Source organism: Ercella succinigenes (genome assembly GCF_900002895.1).
This window is the reverse complement of the sequence record NZ_CDHP01000072.1, coordinates 138554-158462: the sequence shown is the minus strand read 5'-3', so window position 1 is coordinate 158462 and position 19909 is coordinate 138554. Positions and strand designations below refer to the sequence as shown.

The following is a 19909-nucleotide window of genomic DNA, read 5'->3' as shown; positions in this document are numbered from 1 at the left end:
GAAAACCTAAATAAAGCACATTACGAGAACAGACTTGCTGAAAGACTTAAAAATTATGCCAAGTACAGAGTTCTTATCATTGATGAAATTGGATATTTGCCAATGGACATACAGGGTGCAAACCTTTTTTTCCAGCTCATTGCAAAGAGATACGAAAAAAATACTACAATACTAACATCAAACAAGCCTTTTTCTGGATGGAATGAGGTTTTTTCAGATATAACAATAGCTTCCGCTATACTTGATAGAATTTTGCATCACTGCACTGTTATCAATATAAAAGGTGATAGCTATAGGCTCAAAGAGCGAAAAGAATTTATGAAACAAAGACAGCAGATGAACACATTGTTTGAGCCAAGTAATAATTAGTTATTTTTTTGCCATAAAACTACAAAATTTAAACGCTATTTTTTTGCATTTTTGTTCCGTTGTTGACAATAACGGCGCATATCTTACCAGCTCCAAAAATTTGCTTCGAGTCTTCATATACTTTTTGGATCTTAAGTCTTAAATTTTCGCGGTGCTTCACATACCATACATTGTCACGCTTGCTGCGAAATACATGATTATAAAAGGTGCCTCTCGGGATGTCATATGCTTCACATAACATGTGTACACTATATGACTCTCTCAGTTTTTCGATAGCGTTGAGTTTTTCTTGCAGTGGTGCGTCCATAGCGCAGCCTGCAGTCTTGATGATCTGAATAATTCCTTCGAGTCGAGTAACTTTGTTCTCTAGAAGTTTGAAATTCTGAAGATTGACTTTCTTTTTCTTCGCTGAATTGATTTGCTCATTGTGTTTTTGTATCCAATGATAAATCGTGCTTCTTGGCACACCCTGTTGGTGACTCAATTCTTTTACCGATATTCCGCTAAAATATCGGTCAATGGCGGTTGTTCTGATTTCTTCTTTGTGTTTCTCGTGCATATCGTATCCTCCTGAATTTTGATAATTCACTATAGGGGGAGTAGTTTCAGGAGAACAAGCGATGGCTGCGTTTGTTGAGTCCTTGGAATATAAACGATCAAAAGTTACATGATATAATCAGATTGTCTGCAATGCAATTTCTTTAATAAACTATAATATAAGAAATTGTCATCGCTGACCTTTGTGGATACAGATATAATCAAATATACTTGTTTGGAGAGCGAAATGATCTTTTTCACATCTGACCTGCATATTGGCCACAAGAATATCATCAAGCTATGTAATCGGCCGTTTTCTTCGCTCGAAGAAATGGATGAGTCGCTTATTAAAAATTGGAATCAGGTAGTTACTAATGGAGATACTATATACATTGTTGGCGACTTAATGTTTCGTACCCAAACTGATCCAAATTGTGTTCTCAGAAGGTTGAAAGGCAAGAAACATCTGATAGTTGGAAATCACGATAGCAGCTGGCTCAATAAAGTGAATGCTGATACTTATTTCAAGTCTATTGAACAATATGTGGAAATAAGTGATGGCAAAAGGAAGCTTGCATTATGTCACTACCCCATGATGACATGGGGAGGAACTGGCAAAGGCAGTTACTTGATTCATGGTCATATCCACAATAATCGTGATGCTGCATACTGGCCATTGTTGGCATCTATGCCTCATGCGTTAAACGCAAGTGTAGAGGTAAATCAATACCAGCCAGTAACCTTTGAACAATTGGTGCTCAATAATGAAGCATTTAAGTCTACAGAAATAATTAAAGATGATTAATGCGATTTTATGAAAGGATCATCAAAATGCATATCGATAAAATGAAAGAGCTTATATCCCAGGGAGAAGGCTTGACAGTTGAGTTTAAGGAAAGCAAGCATAAGCTTAGCAAAGACGCACTTGAGTCAGTTTGTGCGTTTCTTAATCGAGATGGTGGGCATTTATTTCTTGGCGTTTCTGATAATGGCAGCATTATTGGCGTAGATATACCAAGTGCTGATAAGATAAAAAAGGAATTTACTACCGCTATAAACAATCTTCAGCAACTAAGTCCTACATTCTATCTTTCTATTCAGGATGCCATGATAGATGGAAAACTAATTCTATATATTAATGTGCCTCAAAGCTCACAGGTACATCGTTGTAGGAACAAAATATATGATAGAAATGAAGACGGCGATTTTGATATAACAAATAACACAAATTTAGTATCAAATTTGTATTTGCGAAAGCAAAGCACTTATACCGAAAATAAGATCTTTCCTTTTGCCACTCTTGATGAACTTGATTTAGATTTATTTTCCAAAGTCAGGAAAACAGAAGCAAACCAAAAGCCTAATCATCCTTGGATTTCTACGTCGGATTTGGAACTCTTAAAGAGTGCTGGATTATACCGTATTGATCCATTTACTGGACAAGAAGGTATCACTCTTGGCGGAATATTGCTGTTTGGCAAAGAAAATTTAATTCAGGCGGCTCTGCCACACTATAAAACCGATGCTATTCTGCGAAAAGAAAATTTGGATAGATATGATGATCGTGATGATATTAGAACCAATCTGATCCATAGTTATGACAGATTGATGAATTTCGTCGCAAAACACCTTAATGATAAGTTTTATCTCGAAGGAGATCAACGTATCAGTTTACGAGATAAAATATTTCGAGAAGTAATTTCAAACCTTTTAATTCACAGAGAATTTGCAAACCCTTATCCAGCTAAACTCATAATTGAGAAAGATAGAGTTTATATAGAAAACAGCAATAAACCTCACGGCAATGGTAGTATTGATCCTGAAAGTTTTTCTCCTTATCCTAAAAATCCAACGATCGCTAAGTTTTTTAAAGAAATTGGTTGGGTCGATGAGTTGGGTTCTGGAGTTCGCAACACCTATAAATATTGCAAAATGTACTCGGGCACTGAACCTGCATTTATCGAAGGCAATGTGTTTATTACAATTGTTCCTTTACCTACCCCTCAAACTCCCCCCCAAGCTACCCCCCAAGCTACCCCCCCAAGCTACCCCCCAAGCTGAATCTATAGATGACGATCACAGGACAAGGGAAATTTTGAATTTTTGCGAGGTGGCAAGAAGCAGACAAGAGATTCAGGATTTCTTAAATATAAAAGATCGAAGACATTTCAAAAACAGATATTTAAATCCTCTTGTTAAAGGGGGACTGCTAAAACTTACAAACCCTGAAAAACCAACAAGCCCAAATCAAAAGTATTATTCTGGTGGCAAATAGATAAAATGCAAAGACATTACTTAATACAAATATATTATGGTTGATTCAAGCAAACCATCGGAGGAGCATCATGGCGAAAGAAAAACGCAGTTATGACAAACATACTTGTTTGGAATGTCAGCGTTTAGAAACAGAAAATGACTTCCTGCGTCAAGAGATCGAAAAACTAAAAGAAATAATTGAAAACAGCCCTAACAAAACTCAACAAGATTACGGTAATGAAAAAATACCTGCGCAGATCAAACTAGCTGATAATTATTTGCATGAAATTAGTGACCATGTAGTAACCAAAGATAGTGCGCTGATACAGAAAATTGCGTTGTTCAGATCTATATTCAAAGGTCGTGATGATGTATATGCATTAAGGTACGAAAGAAAAGGTGACGGGAAAGCCGGATATACACCAGCCTGCAGGAATACTTGGAAATCTGGTTTATGTCCTAAGCCGAAAATCAAATGTCAAGATTGCAGCCGCAAAGATTATTTGCCAATCGATGATCAAGTCATCGAAGAACATCTGCGCGGCGAAAAAGTCATAGGTGTATATCCCATGCTTGATGATGACCGCTGCTGGTTTATAGTTATTGACTTTGATAAGGGTGATTGGCAGGCTGACACTAGTGCATTTCAGAAATATTGTTCGGATAATGAGTTACCTTTTACTTTAGAAAGATCTCGCTCAGGTAATGGTGCCCATATCTGGTTTTTCTTTTCCGAACCGATTCCTGCTTCAAAAGCTCGCAAGTTTGGATCAGGACTGATTACAGCAGTTATGTAACAAAGACATGAAATTGGTTTCAATTCATATGATCGGATATTTCCAGCGCAAGATTATCTAACAAAAGACGGACAAATTCAAGATATATTTACTGATCTATCAATCTCCAGTAGTCGAAATCAACAGATTATCTTTGATGTAGTAAAGGAAATAAAAAAGGGGAGAAACGTAATTGTTTTGACTGATCGCAAAGAGCACGTTGAAAGGCTGACAAAGGAAGTCCAACCATTATTTCCAAAGGTCATTTCATTGACAGGAACAGGTACTATAAAACAAAAAAGAGAAAAGTTGACTTTGGTTGAACAATATCCGGTTGATCAGCCACTATTAATTATCGCAACAGGAAAATATGTTGGAGAAGGCTTTGATGTGCCAAGACTCGACACATTGTTTCTGGTTATGCCTTTTTCATGGAAAGGAACACTTGCTCAGTATGCAGGAAGACTTCATAGACTATACAGCGGTAAAAATAACGTTCGGATTTATGACTATGTTGACGTTCATGTTCCAGTTCTTGAACGCATGTATGGGAAAAGGCTTAAGGGATATAGAGATCTCGGATATCAACTAGTAGAGCCAGATTTGCCACCCGCAAGATCAAACTTTATATTTGACAAAAGTGAGTATTGGCAATCTCTTGAAAATGATTTGAATAATGCTCGAGAAACAATCTGGATTTCAACTCGTACAATAAATATTCGATCAATGTTTATGCTAGAAAAAGTACTTTCACGTACTCCAAATGACCAGAGAGAAATAATTCTGTTTGCACCTACTAAATATTTTGATGAACTATCATCAGATAGACCTGAATTTAACGCAAAAATAAATAAGTGCGTTCAGAATCTAAACATTCATATTCAACCAAATGTAAATTTTTGCTGTAACGCAGTCGTAATTGACCAGCGAATCCTTTGGTATGGCAGTCTGGCTCCACTTGGCTTTATTAATGAAAATGATAGTATAATGAGAATTGAAAGTCCTAAACTATCTATGTATATGCAAAGGATTTTGACTGATTACTCGAACAATACAAGTCAGCAACCTTTGTAAGTTATATTTAGCTTACACTTCAGAAATTACCAAAAACCTTCTTTCAGTATGCTATGAATTTCATAATATTGTTTTTTAAATTAGTTTTTGCAGGCATCATCAGGCAGATTATCTGCATAAATAGATATGCTTGTGAAAAGAACACCTGAGTACGAACTTCTTGGTGGACTTGGACAGCGATGGTCTTCTTTTTGAAACGCACTAAGGTGACACTACCTAGCTCTTTGCTTCTCAAACATAAATTGGACACAAAGACATAAAATGTGTATGACATAATTGAAATGCTCAAAATAGAAGCTAAGAACTTCCCTAGGCGGATTATAACAAATTCTATAGCCCGGAATCATATGTAGTCTTTTTGCCTATCCTTCTACCACCTTACTACCACCCTGTCGGAACATAGGTGGTAGAATCGGAACATGAGCGGTAGATTAGAGAGTGTAATCTGTATCGCACATATTAGGATGATGTATCAGGTACATGTACTTAGTTAAGACATATGCTTATCCATTATCTCGATCTGAGTAATTATAGCCTTTTCAGCGAACGCAAAAATTACCGTTCGCGTTTTCTCTCAAGTGTCACGCGATAAACCAAAAACGCCACCCGGAAGGATGACGCTTAAGTGTCTTGACTGAGCTTCATTTAAATTATTAGAATCAACATGTGCTGAGATTTGGAGAATAAAATGGTTTTTTAAACTCAAGCTACCCCTCAAGTCCCCTCAAGCTGGAACTGATGTTGATGACCTCAGAACAATCGAATGTATTCGCTTTTGTAGGGTAGCATTAAGCATTTGTGGCTTGTATAGTCTTTGCAAGCACTGGTTTTCAACGAACTCAAATATTATCATTCGCATTTGCGTTCAAACATCACGCAATAATACAAAAACGTCATCCAGCAACGATGGCGCTTAAGTGGATCGTTTTCTCCGGCATTACTGGTTACGGTTTCCGACAAAATCTCTGCAAATTTTTTATTTGCTTACATGGAATCCCAGTTCATTTATTTGAGAAATGACTGCTTTATCTATATTTGAAATATCACCCGCTTCAACCAATTCGATCTGATGGATGTCCATTACCCGAGGATTTAAATCCCCCACAGTTTCGATATCAATCGCTATTTTATCTCCATTATTTAGCCCATCGAAAGTAATGGTTTCATCGACAGGGAAAATCTTTATGAACTCCTTATCGGTAAACATAGGCGAGTCACCATCAGCAATAAAGAAATAGTTTTCATCCGTTTCAAGAAAATAGCCTTCAGCATGAACAAAGTTCTCTCTGCTTGTTTTAGTCTCAGAATCTGCGCAACTAATACACAACAAGCATAACAAACCCGTAATTCCAACTATCATGACTAAATGAAAATTTTTCACGTCTCTCTCCCTTTCTGATTACAGCAGGTGGATATTCGAACTGTGTGCGGGCAGAGCGCCCGATGACATGGTTGATTCAACCGCAATCTCTGACGGCTCATCGCCACCGTTGAATTCTTCTACTGTTTCTTCAGTCTCTTTATCAGCCAGTACAGCTTCAAGTTCGTCAAAAGATACTGCTACAACAGGATTTCTTTTAGCTGCGTGTATATAAGCGCAAGGTTGCGGGCGATTCGGCACAAGTAAGCTGACAGCACTTGAGGCCTTGCTGGAGGTATAGCCTCCCAATACACCTAGATATGTATCATTCAGGCACTCTCTGGCATCCTCACGGCTTCTTAGTATATTATCGGCTACACTGATTAACAGCCTGCCGTATTTCATTTCAGTCTGCCTGATTACCTCTTCATCTCGCTGCCAAAACATATCGATTATCCTGATGTCATCCATGTTGCTTTACCTCAAAAAATAATGTGAAGGTATATATATTATATACGGAAAACAATTGTAATGCTTGCATTGTATCAAAAATTTATAAGAATTTGATTTCAACTGATTGAGTCCGGTTTCTGCTTCGTGTCGGATCTGGTAAAAATAAGCGATATACAAAAACGTGAATTGACCATCGGAATCCGAACCACTATAGATTGGACAGTATGGATTTACACAAATCCTTGTTCTCGGACATTTAGATTTTTATAATCTTTGTGATAAACACTACTTTGCTCTCAGAAGTAGTAGCTCATTCAAAAGACTCTGCGATCACGTTCAATGCGCTTCTTTCTTAACCAAAGCCCTAAGGCCAGGAAGACAGCCAATGGCAGAATCCCTCTCAGCGGGTTAAAGAGAATATCCCCAACTTCGTTAAAAACTATGATCTTTTCCTCGAAAATGAAATAATTAGGGACCGCATCTTCTACTGTGTGCATGATAACGGCTGGCCAGACAGAGCGTGTCAGTCTGGTTATTTCAACAAACAGGACAGCCCAGATGAGAATAACAACAGGACTTGTTATAAAGACATCAACCAGTCTGGCTGAGGAAGAACTGTAAAAATCTTCTGGCAAAAAATAAAGATAATATGGAGCATGCCAGAATGCCCAAACCAAACCTACAACCAAATAAAGCTTGACATCACTTACTTTTGCAGCAACAAGTCTAGGCGTCAGGTAACCCTGCCAGGCAAAATCCTCGAAGATATTTTTGATAAGCAAACCCACAAACATCGACGCGAACACAGGCATAAAGGAAGAAATTGAGAAAGACGTAAAACTGACCAGCCCAAAAAGCCTGGCTATCAACGTAAATACAAGCATTACAGCCGGAAACACAATAATAGCAAGACCATACCACTTAATGTTGCCTTTCAAGTTTGGTTTCAGACCAAAATCATTCCATTTATTTCGAAAAAGCCTTATCAGGATACCGCATAAGAAAGGCAGAGCCAGCCAGATACCCATTCCCAGCGTTTGCTCGTCAGGTTGATCTGGCAGCAACAGGTCAACGGCATGGCCGATCCAGCCGCTTAGTAAAGCGATGAAACTGAAAACCACAAGAAATAACTTTTCGTGTCTGGTTTCGTTTGTTGAATTGCCAGTAGTGTTTATTTCCATCTTTGATTTTCGCATCACTTCTAACCTCAAACTTTCTTGTTGCATAAATACATTTAAACCATTCCGAACTCGAAGTCACTCAATACTTGCTTTTATTGATTCTGTATCTCACTCTGTGGGATCATTATATTCGGCTGTTTTTGGACAGGCAATAGCCGGTAGCTCTACGACGCTATATTTCGTCCTAAGCACTCCTGGACACTAAGTTTCAGCAAGAGAAACATGTCTTATAATACAGACTTAATAATTTTTATAATAGCTTTCACGACAGCAGAATGCCCTGCTCCGTTTATCTGATTAGTAGTTCCGGTAAAATATAAGTCCGTATCGGGATTATACCAAGCAAAAGAACCGGTTTGTCCCCAAAAACCCAAAACTTCTGTTATCGGTTTAAACGGAGAGACAATTCTAGGAATAAATAATTTTTCCAACCCTATACCATAGAAGAAAAGGCTAGGTGGGGGTAAAATTAAATTCCACTTCTTGAAGTGTTCTATATTTTCTTTAGGGAAAAAATGTCCTTTAAAAAATTCTTTTAAGAAAATCATGGATTCCTCTGCTGTAGAAACAATACCGCCTTCAGCGGTTACTGATGCGATGTAATTCGGAACCCATAATTGTTTCGAGTTAAAATAAAATGGAACAGGTTTAGTGTCGGAGATGTCTCTATAAGCATAGCTATGATTCATATTAAGCTTATCAAAAATATACTCTTGAAAAACTTCACCAATGTGTTTTTCAGTAATTATTTCAATTATTCTCCCAAGTAGTTGATAGTTGGTATCGGAATATGCCGCTTTTCTCTTTTTTCCTGGTGAAAATTTGGGAGTAAGCTCTTTAACATAATTAATTGTTTCTTCAAGTCGCCACGACACATCTTCTCCTTCAAGTATTTGAGAAGAAAATGTTTTGCCATTAGATTGTTTGTGAAAAAAATAATCTGGTATACCCGATGTGTTTGAAATCAAATGCTTAACAGTGATATTTTCAGAGTATTCAACTCCTTTTAATACATGAAGTCCTTGCATAAATCCTTCAGGTAAATACTTTGCAATATGGTCATCGAGTTGTAATCTTCCTTCCTCCATTAGAATCATAACAATTGAAGTAATATATAGTTTTGTTACGCTAGCAATAAAATATTGGCTGTCCTTTTGCATATCGCCCGCGGCTCCTGTCCAAGAAAAGGTTTTATCTCCGCTTTCAACACAAAGCACCGTACTAAAAACACCTTTTTTGTTAGCAATTTCTTCAATAGCATTATTAAGAAACTTATCTTCTATTTTTATGTCCATTACTACTCCCCCCAGATTCCACGTCTGCTAAAATTCATCGTCTCCCGTAGGCCAGTTCGCAATGAATTTAACCAACCTTTTCGCTATTATACAATATTTGTAATGTGATTAACCCCTAGATCTTGAAAATTGCTTCTCTCCACATCATTTTTTAGACTCATTTCTGGCGGTTTGATTATTTTAGCAGCAAGAAATACAGATAAAAAAAATGTATAAATGAACGTAAGGTTGAAAAACTGAATCATAAGGCACATTTAATAAAGAAGTCATTCACCGAGTTAACGGCAACAGAAAAAAGCCGTTAGGAACGGACTAAGAAGAAAATAATGTTGAGCCTTACCTATACAGGAACCGGCTCATGAACCTTGACAACTACATAACCAAACTTTTTTGCCAGTCTCTGGAACTGTTCTTCCGGAGACAATATAACCATAGGATTTTTAAGAGATTCCTCATATAGCTCTTTTGAGAAAAGCTCTCCTCTGGACAAAAGTGTATAAATGACGGAAAGCATCATACGAGCGATGGCGATAATTGCTTTCTTATGTCCCCGTCTATGCTTGAGTACTTGATAACGTTGTCTGTAATAGGGAAAGCTCTTATCCTTAATGGCAGCAAGTGCACATTGAACAATAATAGGCTTTATGTAACAGCCTGCACGAGAGATTCGAGTGGATTTTTTCTTTCCTGCGCTTTGGTCGTTGCAAGGTGTAAGCCCCGCCCATGAACACAGATGTTTTGCGGATAAGAATTTAGACATATCGGTCCCGATTTCTGATAAAATAGTTAGTGCCGATAGATGACCGATTCCCGGTACAGACTCTATGATACGAAGAGCAGCAGTAAACGGAGAGGCAAGCAAATCCGCAGCAAACTGTAAATCTTCAATATGAGAATCGAGCTCTGCAATGTGTGAGGTGCACGACCGAATCTTCTGTGCTTGAATGTCATCAATCGAGCCGTTCAAGCTTTCGGAGATCTGTTCTGCTTTTTTCTTCAGCGAGCCGTGTAGGAACGGCAGAACATCAAAAGACGTATCTTTTGGCTGCTGCAACAACTGATTAATAAGAGCCTGAGCAGATTTTCCGAAAGTATCCGACACAACAGATGCCAATTGCACATTGGAGACTGTCAGCGCATTCTGATAGCGGTTTTTTTCACTGCTTTTCATGGAGACAAGCTTTGTGCGGTAACGCATGACTTCTCTTAGGTCACGAATGGCTTTTTCAGGGATAAAGCTTGCTTTAACAAGTCCGTGCTTAAAGAGATCCGCAATCCATACAGAGTCTTTTCTGTCAGTTTTCTTCCCTCGTAAGGATTTAACATACTTAGGGTGAGCAAGTATGACTTCGCAAGTTAACTCCAATACATTGTAAACGGGAATCCAGTATTTTCCTGTAGACTCCATACACACATCGGTACATTGGTTGTCAAGAAGCCATTTTGACAGATTCTCTAAGTTTTTAGTAAAGGTAGAAAAGCGTTTGGTTTGATAAGTTGTCACGCTGGATCGGTCAGTAGATGCAATGGTGGCAACGAGAAAGGTTTTGTGAACGTCAATACCACAGCAAATAGGGAATACGATTTTTAGCATAAACACCACCTCTCTGGATAAATATATTCGGCAGACAGACAGTGACTGCCACCCCGTTTAACAAGAGATTTGTTTATACAAAGATAAAACTACGTGGTCAATGCCACACTTATTTGTGCTTGAGGGGGGTTGGCGGCACATATAAAAATGCGGTCTTCCCTTGAGGAGACGCACTCACCTCCTCGTGCTCTGTAGTATGTCTGTCCGACCACTTAAATTATAACGCTCAAAGCCGACGATTCATATCGTTTTGTGCCTTGAGCGAAAGCGAAAGGAATGGTTATAAAAATGAAAAATATTGAGTTTTCCACTATCGATAGACTTGAAGGTGATATGGTCGTTGTCGAACTTCCTGACAAACAAATGATACCGATACAAAAAAGTGTAATGCCACCAGAAATCAAATCAGGTGACAAAGTGTTTCGATATGATAAAATAAACTAGCATGTATTGGCATTTGGACTATATGGGAGGTGATTCCGTGAAACGCCTCGTCTTTGCAGGTTTTGTACTCTTTGCTATAGCAACTCTGGTTATTGTAGGCATTGTTATTGCTAATCAGATACAGGAAGTTTCCAGAACAACGGATGTGTCACAGATTGATCGGGACAGCGAAATGGAAACGATTCAACTGCCTGAACCGGATCTGGACGGCTATCTGACATTGGAGCGGGCGATCCGACAGCGACGTTCGGTCCGATCTTTTTGTAAGGATGAAATCTTACCTATTCATTCTGTCAGCCAGATTCTTTGGTCTGCGCAAGGGGTAACAGATTCGGCAAACGAATTCCGTACTGTACCATCAGCCGGGGCATTGTATCCGCTGGAGATTTATCTGGTCGCAGGACACATTGATGGATTGGATGCAGGAGTTTATCAATACGATCCGCTGCAAAATCAGTTATTTAAATTGAAAAACGGTGATAGACGTGAAGATATTTATCTGGCAGCGCTAAGTCAGAGCTCGATCCTTGACGCTCCGGCAAGTATAATTATTGCTGCTGTTTATCAAAGAACAAAGGATCGGTATGGCAGAAATGCGGAAAAGTATGTTCATATGGAAGCTGGCCATGCTGGCCAGAATATTTGCTTACAGGTACTTTCATTGGAGATGGCTACTGTTCCGATTGGCGCGTTCCATGAACAGGACATAAAAAAGGCGATTGGAATGCCTGCAGGCACAACGCCCCTATACATTTTTCCGATTGGTTATCCTTCAGAATAACGACAAATTTTCGGATGCGTTTGGTATATCCGATTCAAAAATAGCTTGGTCAATTCTATTAATCTTTGCAAACTTGCCGTACAATTCCGCACTCATTACAACAAGATCGCTGTATCCGTTTTTTGTAATAAAAATCAGTATTCTAGTATTCAATAAAGATGGCCTGAACTTTCGTCTCCATTGGCATTGTATTGTTTTGGCAAACGAAGCTGTGTTCCAGATGATGATGTTTTCGTATAATCTGTTTTTGCTGTTCAAATTTGATTGCTTAAATATCTCCGAATACAGGCAGCGAATAAAGGCCTTTCGTTTGAAGTATGTATTTCTGGCCGCCAAAATAATCAAGACCGCCAGATAGGTCATTATGAAATTGTCAGAAAACTATCCTCATAAGGCAGTGTATGAAAAATGCCTGGCCTGAAAAATTCAGAAAGCAAAAAAGAGGTTCTTCCTAAAACCATTCAGTGTGTTTGTTTACGCTAAAATGAAAGTTGCAAGAAAAACAAATCAAAAGCATGATGCGAATCGCGGTAAGTACAAAGAAAAATCGAGAGAATCACATGGCAAATTGGGTATGATATAATCGTGGCAATTGAGAGCATTGATGACATCACTTTTTTATAAAGAGGAAGTCATTAATATAATGCCTGAAAACTTGCACTTGATCAACTGACACATCTGATCCTGCACCGACCAGAAATGGACTTGTCTGCGAGTATCTGTTCAGAAAAAACAATCATTGAAAAGCGATCAGGAGGTAATAATGGAAAGCATTCTCTATAGTTTTTTAGCTGGTGCATCAACCGTTCTGGGTGTATTTATTCTCATGCTTTTTGGCAAGCCGTCAGAAAAAGTTCTGGCTGCACTGCTTGGTTTTGCCGGCGGTATAATGACTGCCATATCTGTTTTTGAACTGATGCCGGAAGCGGTTGAGCTTGGCTCGATGATCAGCGCTATTGTAGGTTTTCTGCTGGGCGCAGGTATGATGTTCGCACTTGATAAAATCATGCCGCATTCGCATATGTCGGAAAGTGATCATATGGTTGTTGAGAATCCTGAAAAAATGGCTCAAATGAAGAATCCGATTGCTCGAACTGGTTTTCTGATCCTTTTTGGGATAGCGCTTCATAATCTGCCTGAAGGTCTGGCAATTGGTGCCGGTCTTGAAGCAAGCCCAGATTTGGGGCTGGTTATCGCTGTAGCGATTGGTCTGCACAATGTGCCAGAAGGCCTGGCTATTGCGGGACCGCTGAAGGCTGGCGGCTTATCAAATATTAAAATAGTACTCTTTACGTTAGCTGCCGGGCTGATGACACCGCTTGGCGCAGCGATCGGTCTACTGTTTTTTGCCATTTCACCGGTATTTGTTGGCGGCTCTCTTGCCTTCGCAGCTGGTGCCATGATTTATATCGTTAACGACGAACTGATCCCGCAAGCTAATTCCATGCATAGTCATTTGGCCAATACTGGTCTGATTGCGGGACTTCTGGTAGGGTTCGCGCTACTCTAATCTGAATAAATTGCCTGACGATTTATCAAAATAAACGCTGACCCACCTGCTCATTAAACAAAAAAACAGAGTCTACCAAATACGGTTTGCTTGCGATTTTCTTGAATTATCAGCTAGGCAGTCGTCTTTGGATTATGCTAAAGCTCAGGAAGGCTACAAGATGGAAGATCCAGACAATACTTTTATTGCTCATGATCAAGAGAACGAGCAATCTTCTTCAGGTCAGGTTCAGGCTGATCTGAATGATTGTCAGGAAAAGCGTCAAAAGAAAAAAAAACTCATGATCAGACTTCTGGCATCCGTCACCGTAGTTGCGTTTTTTCTGCTTGCGTTTAGCGGATCGCTGCGCCTGCTAGGCCTGCCATCGCTCGAATTTCTCCTCGAGTCACACCAGTTATCGCAGGATGATGATATTTCGAAGTATAAGGCTGCTGTTTTGTCAGTTCATGCCGGTGATAGTCGTGGCACAGGGTTTGTGGTGGCTGACTACAATCTTGCCGTTACCAATGAACATCTAGTTGAAGGCGCTTTGCGAATCGATATTCGCGACACCCACGGCAGGACAGAATCATATTTTAACTGGTATGCTGATCCTGATTACGATCTGGCGCTAATCGAGCTGAGCGACAAAGTAGTTGATACGCTTGAACTGGAAACAGGCAGTCTGCCTGAATTAGGTGACACAGTACTCATGATCGGCAATCCGCTCGGCTTTTTTAATATTGTTAATGAAGCTGTTTATCTAGGTCTGACAGAATTGTCTGGCGGGTCAGTTCCGCTGATCAAAATACAGGGGCCTGTTCATAAAGGTAATAGCGGTAGTCCGCTGATCAATCGGGAAGGAAAGGTCATTGGTGTCTTGTTCGCGACATCATCACAGCCGCCTGCTGAAGGTGAGCATCCTTTTGGATATGCCATTCCAGTAGCTGTATTGTCTGAAACGATACAAACTTATCAGGCGCAAGATTAACCGGCTCTTTCCCTCAAAAAGACACTTGATTTCCATCCTTAGAACGTCATTCTCCAAGGCTCTTTTCGATGGTCGCCGGTGGAGATACTCATAAAAACCAGAACGGGATATTTCCAATACTCAACAGGCCTTCTTGATATTGTACTTCTTCTGGTTTTCTTTCAGATACTGAAATCTTATACATTCTTTTTCTTCAAGAAGGCCTGGAATTTTTTTAATAGTGCAAGTTCTTCCTGTAACTCTTTGTTTTCTCTTTGCAGCTTTTTGATTTCGTACTGAGAATTGTAAAGCGCGCTTCCCTGCCCAGTCGACGTAGTTGGGAAAGTTCAGGAAAATGCTACCACTTCAAGTATTGATGGCATTTTCCGAGTAAAGAAGTCTATTGACGCTGGGATTACTTTTTCTACATTGATATCAGCATTTCAATTATTACGATAATAACTAATGTTGTGAATAAGGTTAGAAAGGCGCCAATGGCGATTCCACCGAATCGGATGATTTTGTTTTTGCTTGAGGTCAGTGGAAGTTTGCTATGTACATCAAAATAATTGCCGATGAAGAAGCCTGTTGCGATAAAAGCAATGAACATTGATATTTTGTTGTACCATATATCGTATTGAGATGCGTCTGTCGATGATTCGTACTTTATTATTGTTACGAGAAATATAAGCACATAATACAACCCTCCAACAAGCATTTTCCAGCGTGTTTTTGATCTAAAACCAGGTGGTAGGAATCTTGATTTATCTACCACTTTTTTGTGTTTTTGGTTTGTATTCCTATTTAGTTTCTGAACATCTCTCATTAGTTTCTTAATATTTGAATATCTGTCTGATGGATCGAAGGCGGTGCATTTTTTGATGATCGTGTTATATTTCCCGCAGTGAAGTGCTTCTTTGATATGTTTGCCTGTGAGTATTTCGTTTAATAAAACGCCGACAGCATAAATGTCTGTTCTTGCATTTGATGAGGCGAAGCCGTATTGTTCCGGAGCTGCGTAGCCGGCTGTGCCTATCAGTACAGTGTCTTGGTTTTTGTAGCCATCTGATTTTTTGGCGGCGTTGAAATCAATCAATTTCAGTTTCCCGTTGTCTGTTATTATCAGATTCTCGGGCTTGATATCGCGGTGAATTATGGGTGGGTTCGCGTTATGCAGCCAGTCTAGCACATCGCAAAGCTGCATAATTATATCCGTAGATTGACTGTCGGCAATGAAGCCATGTTTTATAAGCATGTCTTTTACCGATGTGCCGTTGATATATTCTTCTATTACTATCAGTTGATTTCCGTCTGATACGATTTCGTATACACGTGGTATGTTAGGATGGTGATTTGCCTTCAGATACTCATAGACTTGCTTGTCAAAGATGGACAAACGTTTTTCGACATAGAGCCTTTTTGTTTCTATGTGTTGAACAATGAAAATATTGTTTCGGTCGTGCAAGCTTACCAATTTTCGGTAAAATGATAAGGCGTATTCTGATTCAATGCTCACTGTGTCACCTTCGTAATGTATAATTGTGTTAATATTCATTTGATTATAGCATAGGACGTGCGTAAAGAGAGGGAGATATCTTGCATAGTGAGAAAACTGATTATTTACTGAAAGTATTGCGGAGTGCTGATTTGTCGGATATTGACGACTATTGCAAAAGTCACCCGGACGTTTGTGATAACGATTTCCGCCCTTTTGCCCAGTATATTGATCTTATGATTACGGAGCGTAAATTGAGTCGGCAGCAGCTGATTCTTAAGGCGGATTTCCCTCTGAAGTTTGGTTATAAGTTGTTGTCTGAGGAGAAAAAGACGCGTGAGCGTGATTATATTCTTCGTTTTTGCTTTGCGCTTGGTTTATGTCTTGAGGAAACACAAAGAGCTCTTGTGTTGTATGGGTTTAGTCCTTTGTATGCTAAAACACGGCGTGATGCGGTTTTAATCACAGCGATCAATAAGGGAGTCAACGATATCGAAGCGGTTAATGACTGGCTGATGAAGTACGATTTGCCTTTGCTTAAACGCAGTGGTGAGAAATGAATTTCTGTTGAATGATTTTCCCCCTTAATGGGGGATTTTTTATGTCGTCACCTTGTTATATTGCTATTAGCTAATGGCTATGGGTCAGGCGAGAAATGAGGTGATTCCAGTGACGATCGAAGAACTTAGTGAGCAATTGAAGAGAATGTATGAGAATGCCCGGCGTAATGAAGCTTCATGCCAGGTCCATTTGTTTGCGATTCTTTTTGCGGGTGAGATTGATAAGCAGAAATACAGACCGCGTGATATTGTTCGCTTGGCTGGCATAAGTGATGGATATGTTCCCGAGCTTAGCAAGGGCATTAAGCTTGCTAGCTATGTTGATGTTAAGCCGGAATATCAAGAGCTTAGTCTTAGGGTTAGAGATTGATTTGAAAGTGACTTGTTTAAGATTCAAATGTGACTTCTAGTTATTTGAAAGAGAGAGGTATGAAAAATGACTGATAAAATGACAACTTGTAAATCCTGTAATGCACCAATTGCGAAGAACGCAAAGCACTGCCCGAGCTGTGGGGCAAAGAACAAAAAGCCTGTTTATTTGAGATGGTGGTTTATTGTGATCGTTATCATTGTTGCTATTGGGGTTATATCTTCTTTGGGCGGAGAAGATTCTGATACGGCGGCTGGAACTGGTACTACAACTACCGCTCTGGCGACAGGTACCGATTCGAGTTCGGCTGAGGCTGGAGAGGTGTCTTCTGAGCCAGCTGAGACTGAAGTTGCTGTGACTACTACAGAGGTGCCGCAGGTTGCGACTATTGTTTCTGCTGAAGAGCTTGTTGATGCTCTTGAGAACAATGCGCTTAAGGCAGCCAATACTTACAAAGGCGAGTATGTTGAGATTAATGGCAAGCTTTCAAATATTGATTCCTCGGGCAAGTACTTCACCATCGATCCTATTACCAGCGATTATAACTTTACTTTTATCATGTGTTATATCAAGTCTGAACACCTGGAGTTCGTTTCTGAACTTGACAAGGGTCAGGAAGTTACCGTGGTTGGAACGATTAAAAATGTTGGTGAGGTTATGGGTTATTCAGTTGATGTTGAGTCGATCAGGTGATTGTGAGTATCCGGCAGTTATCCGACAGTTGAGAACAGGGCGCTCAGGCGCTCTGTTTTTGGTGTGTAGGGGGATCGGCGGTTGTTCAAAGTGACCCTGGGCGACGTTAAGCGAATGATAAGCGGAGGGTATCCTGGCTCGGAAGTGACAGGTCTGAATGATTATTCTGTTCGAAAGTCGTCCTTTACATAAGTGGAATTCTCTTAGCCAATCACTTCGTTCGATACATGCGGAAATCGAATATTTTGGGCATGTCATCGAAGTTGATGTTTTTGCCGGGATTGCGGGCGGCATAAATCAGTGTCCATAGTTCGCCGATGGATTGTTCACCTTCTCGCATGTCGGTGACAACGAGTCCACCGTTTCGGTAGAGGATGTTTTCTGCTTCGTTAATATGACCTGTGTGAGCATAGGCAAATGCGTAGTACATTCTAATTCTATTGTTGACTACAGCTCCGGTAATCTGTGCTTGGAGCTTCAGGATAAGGTCGTATTTTTTGCAATCCAGTAATAGCTTGAGCGAGCTTTCAACAAGAGAGTAGTCTTTGGCGTCGATCTCAATGGCTTTTTGCGCGTATTTATAGGCCTTTGGATCATTTTGTGCATGCTTAACGAATGCCATTGCATTGTTATTCCATGGGTTTGAGTTGATCGATATGCTTCGTTCGAGACTTGTTGCGGCGGCTTCGTGCTGATCTTTGTTATGCTGCATTATGCCAAGATGGTACCAGACATACCAGTTATCATGGCCGTTTTTGCGAGATGCTTCGAGGAGAAGCTTTTCATAGTCGTCTCCGAACATAAACGCTCTTGGCGCTTCGTGATCCTGTAACACAGGTAGATTACCTGTTGTAATCAGTTGCTTCCATTCATTGAGGTATGGATCGTCGACAAATTCTAGGTGATCTGCAGTTTTCTTGCTGGCTATCAGGTTCTCGATACAGCCAAAACCACTGCCCTTGCAGATAAGCTTAGCCTTTGATTTTGCCATTGGTTTAGTCAAAATAACAAGCTGATCCAAGTCAATTTTTGCGAGTTTATCAAAATCAAAGTCGTGGAAAATATCTTCAACGATCGTGTCTGTGTAGGCAATTGCTTCGGTATAGTTGCCCATGATTTTGTCGGGATCGGCTTCGAATTTTGTGTAACACTCGATCCATTCCCAAACAGTGTTGGGTGGCATGGGCATGCATTCGTACTGGGTTTTCGCGTAGCCGGCCTGGATCTCGACATATGACCCGGCTTTTTCCGTAAGGAATTCCTGCCAGTTTTCTGATCCCTGCAAATGTCCCCAGGAGAAGAGCTTCCTGCCTCTCAAGGCTCGAGACGAGCAATGCAGGAGACCGTTTCCATGTTTGTTCGTTTTGATTATGTATTTTTTGTGGTCATCGGCTATATTGTAGAAATAATCGGCGGCGTTCAGTATGTTGTCGTAGAAAGTGACATCTGCGTTCTGATCATATGGTATGGAGGTTCTGGTAATTCCAGAGGTGCCATCGGTCTTGTAGGCCGATTCCGCGGGCGCAATGATCCGGCCAGATTCAGTGTCAGGCACCGCGATGTTTGACCACCAATACATCGGAATTGTTGTGTCATTTTTATTGTCGATCCGAACTCTGCAGAGCAAGCGATCCCTGTCAAGCCAGAAATCTATCTGGAACACGACGCGCCTAAGTCTTTCAAACTCATATAGTCTGAGAATTTTATTGCCTTGATCGTCTTCTAACTCTGCCGCGTACATAGGTACACTGGTAAAAGGAGAGTGCCCTATAGACCCAATGTTCCATTCTACGCCGCCGCTAAACCAGGCGTTTCTTATGGCCAGATTGCGCATGCGTATGACATCGTTTGTATATAGCAGATTTTGATTGCTATCCTTATGGAGCAGCTCCCATAGTCTGCCGCCGTATTCTAAAAGGAAGGTAGCTCTCAGGTATTTGTTCTCCAGAATTGCAACTTGTGTTTTTGTTGCTTCCAGCTCGCCGTAGACGTTTTGCTGTTTGTACGGATAGGAGTTTTTGACAGCGCCGAAGCCGATAAACAGGCCGTCATCCTCGGTCAGAGAATTATCTTTTTTATTCTGAACGTTGATGGCTTTGTTTAGTGGCGGTACGCTGCTCTCGGATCCTAGTCTTGAAATTTTGTATATTTTTTCCTCATACCTGATAGTATTCATTTCTTTACCTCTCGTTTGACGGAACTTGTTCAGGGA

21 protein-coding genes and 1 pseudogene are annotated in these 19909 nt (G+C 40.1%); 14 read left to right on the top strand and 8 right to left on the bottom strand.

Annotated elements, in window-relative coordinates; all coding sequences use genetic code 11:
* Positions 1-369: ATP-binding protein (locus AC0KSB_RS15305; protein ID WP_472310709.1), on the top strand; the 369-nt coding region annotated here is incomplete at its 5' end.
* Positions 370-397: 28 nt separating this feature from the next.
* Here AC0KSB_RS15305 and AC0KSB_RS15300 read toward each other — a convergent pair.
* Entirely contained in the window at positions 398-928 is a 531-nt protein-coding gene (locus AC0KSB_RS15300) for a transposase (RefSeq protein ID WP_472310707.1), read from the bottom strand.
* Positions 929-1153: 225 nt separating this feature from the next.
* Here AC0KSB_RS15300 and AC0KSB_RS15295 point away from each other — a divergent pair, with 225 nt between their 5' ends.
* From AC0KSB_RS15295 to AC0KSB_RS15275, 5 genes are all read left to right on the top strand, one after another.
* Complete coding sequence (locus AC0KSB_RS15295; RefSeq protein WP_472310705.1) at positions 1154-1711, top strand: metallophosphoesterase; 558 nt, start codon at positions 1154-1156, stop codon at positions 1709-1711.
* A gap of 26 nt (positions 1712-1737) precedes the next feature.
* Positions 1738-2967 carry an RNA-binding domain-containing protein gene (locus AC0KSB_RS15290; protein ID WP_472310703.1) on the top strand — a complete coding sequence of 410 codons (1230 nt, stop codon included), beginning with the start codon at positions 1738-1740 and terminating at the stop codon, positions 2965-2967.
* A complete protein-coding gene (locus AC0KSB_RS15285) occupies positions 2876-3181 on the top strand; it encodes a Fic family protein (protein WP_472310701.1) in 306 nt (101 codons plus the stop codon). Before AC0KSB_RS15290 ends, AC0KSB_RS15285 begins: the two co-directional genes overlap by 92 nt.
* A gap of 70 nt (positions 3182-3251) precedes the next feature.
* Positions 3252-3959 carry a TOTE conflict system archaeo-eukaryotic primase domain-containing protein gene (locus tag AC0KSB_RS15280; protein WP_472310699.1) on the top strand — a complete coding sequence of 236 codons (708 nt, stop codon included), beginning with the start codon at positions 3252-3254 and terminating at the stop codon, positions 3957-3959.
* A 12-nt stretch (positions 3960-3971) separates the two neighbouring features.
* A complete protein-coding gene (locus AC0KSB_RS15275) occupies positions 3972-5012 on the top strand; it encodes a helicase-related protein (RefSeq protein ID WP_472310713.1) in 1041 nt (346 codons plus the stop codon).
* Between the two features lie 976 nt (positions 5013-5988).
* Here AC0KSB_RS15275 and AC0KSB_RS15270 read toward each other — a convergent pair.
* From AC0KSB_RS15270 to AC0KSB_RS15250, 5 genes are all read right to left on the bottom strand, one after another.
* Positions 5989-6393: a hypothetical protein gene (locus AC0KSB_RS15270; RefSeq protein WP_472310697.1), complete on the bottom strand. Its 405-nt coding sequence runs from the start codon at positions 6391-6393 to the stop codon at positions 5989-5991.
* An 18-nt stretch (positions 6394-6411) separates the two neighbouring features.
* Complete coding sequence (locus AC0KSB_RS15265) at positions 6412-6843, bottom strand: hypothetical protein (RefSeq protein WP_472310696.1); 432 nt, start codon at positions 6841-6843, stop codon at positions 6412-6414.
* Between the two features lie 296 nt (positions 6844-7139).
* Positions 7140-8021 (bottom strand): CPBP family glutamic-type intramembrane protease, encoded by an 882-nt coding sequence (locus tag AC0KSB_RS15260; RefSeq protein WP_472310694.1) that lies wholly within the window; start codon positions 8019-8021, stop codon positions 7140-7142.
* 212 nt (positions 8022-8233) lie between these two features.
* Positions 8234-9301, bottom strand: a complete 1068-nt coding sequence (locus tag AC0KSB_RS15255; RefSeq protein ID WP_472310692.1) for a serine hydrolase domain-containing protein — start codon at positions 9299-9301, stop codon at positions 8234-8236.
* 340 nt (positions 9302-9641) lie between these two features.
* A complete protein-coding gene (locus AC0KSB_RS15250) occupies positions 9642-10895 on the bottom strand; it encodes an IS110 family RNA-guided transposase (RefSeq protein WP_472310690.1) in 1254 nt (417 codons plus the stop codon).
* Positions 10896-11183: 288 nt separating this feature from the next.
* Here AC0KSB_RS15250 and AC0KSB_RS15245 point away from each other — a divergent pair, with 288 nt between their 5' ends.
* The 5 genes and pseudogenes from AC0KSB_RS15245 (at position 11184) to AC0KSB_RS15225 (ending at position 14600) form a co-directional block, all read left to right on the top strand.
* On the top strand, positions 11184-11339 hold the full coding sequence (locus tag AC0KSB_RS15245; RefSeq protein ID WP_472310688.1) for a DUF3006 domain-containing protein: 156 nt from the start codon (positions 11184-11186) through the stop codon (positions 11337-11339).
* A 37-nt stretch (positions 11340-11376) separates the two neighbouring features.
* Positions 11377-12120, top strand: a complete 744-nt coding sequence (locus tag AC0KSB_RS15240; RefSeq protein ID WP_472310686.1) for a SagB/ThcOx family dehydrogenase — start codon at positions 11377-11379, stop codon at positions 12118-12120.
* 199 nt (positions 12121-12319) lie between these two features.
* Positions 12320-12475 (top strand): annotated as a pseudogene (locus AC0KSB_RS15235) (IS1380 family transposase); the annotation flags it as partial.
* Between the two features lie 408 nt (positions 12476-12883).
* Positions 12884-13630, top strand: a complete 747-nt coding sequence (locus tag AC0KSB_RS15230) for a ZIP family metal transporter (protein ID WP_472310684.1) — start codon at positions 12884-12886, stop codon at positions 13628-13630.
* A gap of 160 nt (positions 13631-13790) precedes the next feature.
* Positions 13791-14600, top strand: coding sequence for a S1C family serine protease (locus AC0KSB_RS15225; protein WP_472310682.1), 810 nt, complete (start codon positions 13791-13793; stop codon positions 14598-14600).
* 403 nt (positions 14601-15003) lie between these two features.
* Here the strand turns inward: AC0KSB_RS15225 and AC0KSB_RS15220 are convergent, their stop codons facing one another.
* Positions 15004-16095: a serine/threonine-protein kinase gene (locus AC0KSB_RS15220; RefSeq protein ID WP_472310680.1), complete on the bottom strand. Its 1092-nt coding sequence runs from the start codon at positions 16093-16095 to the stop codon at positions 15004-15006.
* Between the two features lie 80 nt (positions 16096-16175).
* On the opposite strand from AC0KSB_RS15220, the gene AC0KSB_RS15215 reads away from it, so the two are divergent.
* The 3 genes from AC0KSB_RS15215 to AC0KSB_RS15205 all read left to right on the top strand — a co-directional run bounded on the left by AC0KSB_RS15215 (position 16176) and on the right by AC0KSB_RS15205 (position 17697).
* The gene (locus AC0KSB_RS15215) at positions 16176-16634 is read left to right on the top strand and encodes a hypothetical protein (protein WP_472310678.1); all 459 of its coding nucleotides are present in this window, start codon (positions 16176-16178) and stop codon (positions 16632-16634) included.
* 109 nt (positions 16635-16743) lie between these two features.
* Positions 16744-17004 carry an HTH-like domain-containing protein gene (locus AC0KSB_RS15210; protein ID WP_472310677.1) on the top strand — a complete coding sequence of 87 codons (261 nt, stop codon included), beginning with the start codon at positions 16744-16746 and terminating at the stop codon, positions 17002-17004.
* 66 nt (positions 17005-17070) lie between these two features.
* Complete coding sequence (locus AC0KSB_RS15205; RefSeq protein ID WP_472310675.1) at positions 17071-17697, top strand: OB-fold protein; 627 nt, start codon at positions 17071-17073, stop codon at positions 17695-17697.
* Between the two features lie 211 nt (positions 17698-17908).
* Here the strand turns inward: AC0KSB_RS15205 and AC0KSB_RS15200 are convergent, their stop codons facing one another.
* On the bottom strand, positions 17909-19873 hold the full coding sequence (locus tag AC0KSB_RS15200) for a DUF5107 domain-containing protein (protein ID WP_472310673.1): 1965 nt from the start codon (positions 19871-19873) through the stop codon (positions 17909-17911).
* Positions 19874-19909: the final 36 nt, after the last annotated feature.

What these genes read in the sequence shown, in the direction of transcription:
- AC0KSB_RS15200 (WP_472310673.1), bottom strand. Translation starts at nt 19,873, where the DNA reads ATGAATACTATCAGGTATGAGGAAAAAATATACAAAATTTCAAGACTA.
- AC0KSB_RS15300 (WP_472310707.1), bottom strand. Translation starts at nt 928, where the DNA reads ATGCACGAGAAACACAAAGAAGAAATCAGAACAACCGCCATTGACCGA.
- AC0KSB_RS15265 (WP_472310696.1), bottom strand. Translation starts at nt 6,843, where the DNA reads ATGGATGACATCAGGATAATCGATATGTTTTGGCAGCGAGATGAAGAG.
- AC0KSB_RS15280 (WP_472310699.1), top strand. Translation starts at nt 3,252, where the DNA reads ATGGCGAAAGAAAAACGCAGTTATGACAAACATACTTGTTTGGAATGT.
- AC0KSB_RS15290 (WP_472310703.1), top strand. Translation starts at nt 1,738, where the DNA reads ATGCATATCGATAAAATGAAAGAGCTTATATCCCAGGGAGAAGGCTTG.
- AC0KSB_RS15285 (WP_472310701.1), top strand. Translation starts at nt 2,876, where the DNA reads ATGTGTTTATTACAATTGTTCCTTTACCTACCCCTCAAACTCCCCCCC.
- AC0KSB_RS15205 (WP_472310675.1), top strand. Translation starts at nt 17,071, where the DNA reads ATGACTGATAAAATGACAACTTGTAAATCCTGTAATGCACCAATTGCG.
- AC0KSB_RS15255 (WP_472310692.1), bottom strand. Translation starts at nt 9,301, where the DNA reads ATGGACATAAAAATAGAAGATAAGTTTCTTAATAATGCTATTGAAGAA.
- AC0KSB_RS15260 (WP_472310694.1), bottom strand. Translation starts at nt 8,021, where the DNA reads ATGCGAAAATCAAAGATGGAAATAAACACTACTGGCAATTCAACAAAC.
- AC0KSB_RS15295 (WP_472310705.1), top strand. Translation starts at nt 1,154, where the DNA reads ATGATCTTTTTCACATCTGACCTGCATATTGGCCACAAGAATATCATC.
- AC0KSB_RS15250 (WP_472310690.1), bottom strand. Translation starts at nt 10,895, where the DNA reads ATGCTAAAAATCGTATTCCCTATTTGCTGTGGTATTGACGTTCACAAA.
- AC0KSB_RS15230 (WP_472310684.1), top strand. Translation starts at nt 12,884, where the DNA reads ATGGAAAGCATTCTCTATAGTTTTTTAGCTGGTGCATCAACCGTTCTG.
- AC0KSB_RS15225 (WP_472310682.1), top strand. Translation starts at nt 13,791, where the DNA reads ATGGAAGATCCAGACAATACTTTTATTGCTCATGATCAAGAGAACGAG.
- AC0KSB_RS15245 (WP_472310688.1), top strand. Translation starts at nt 11,184, where the DNA reads ATGAAAAATATTGAGTTTTCCACTATCGATAGACTTGAAGGTGATATG.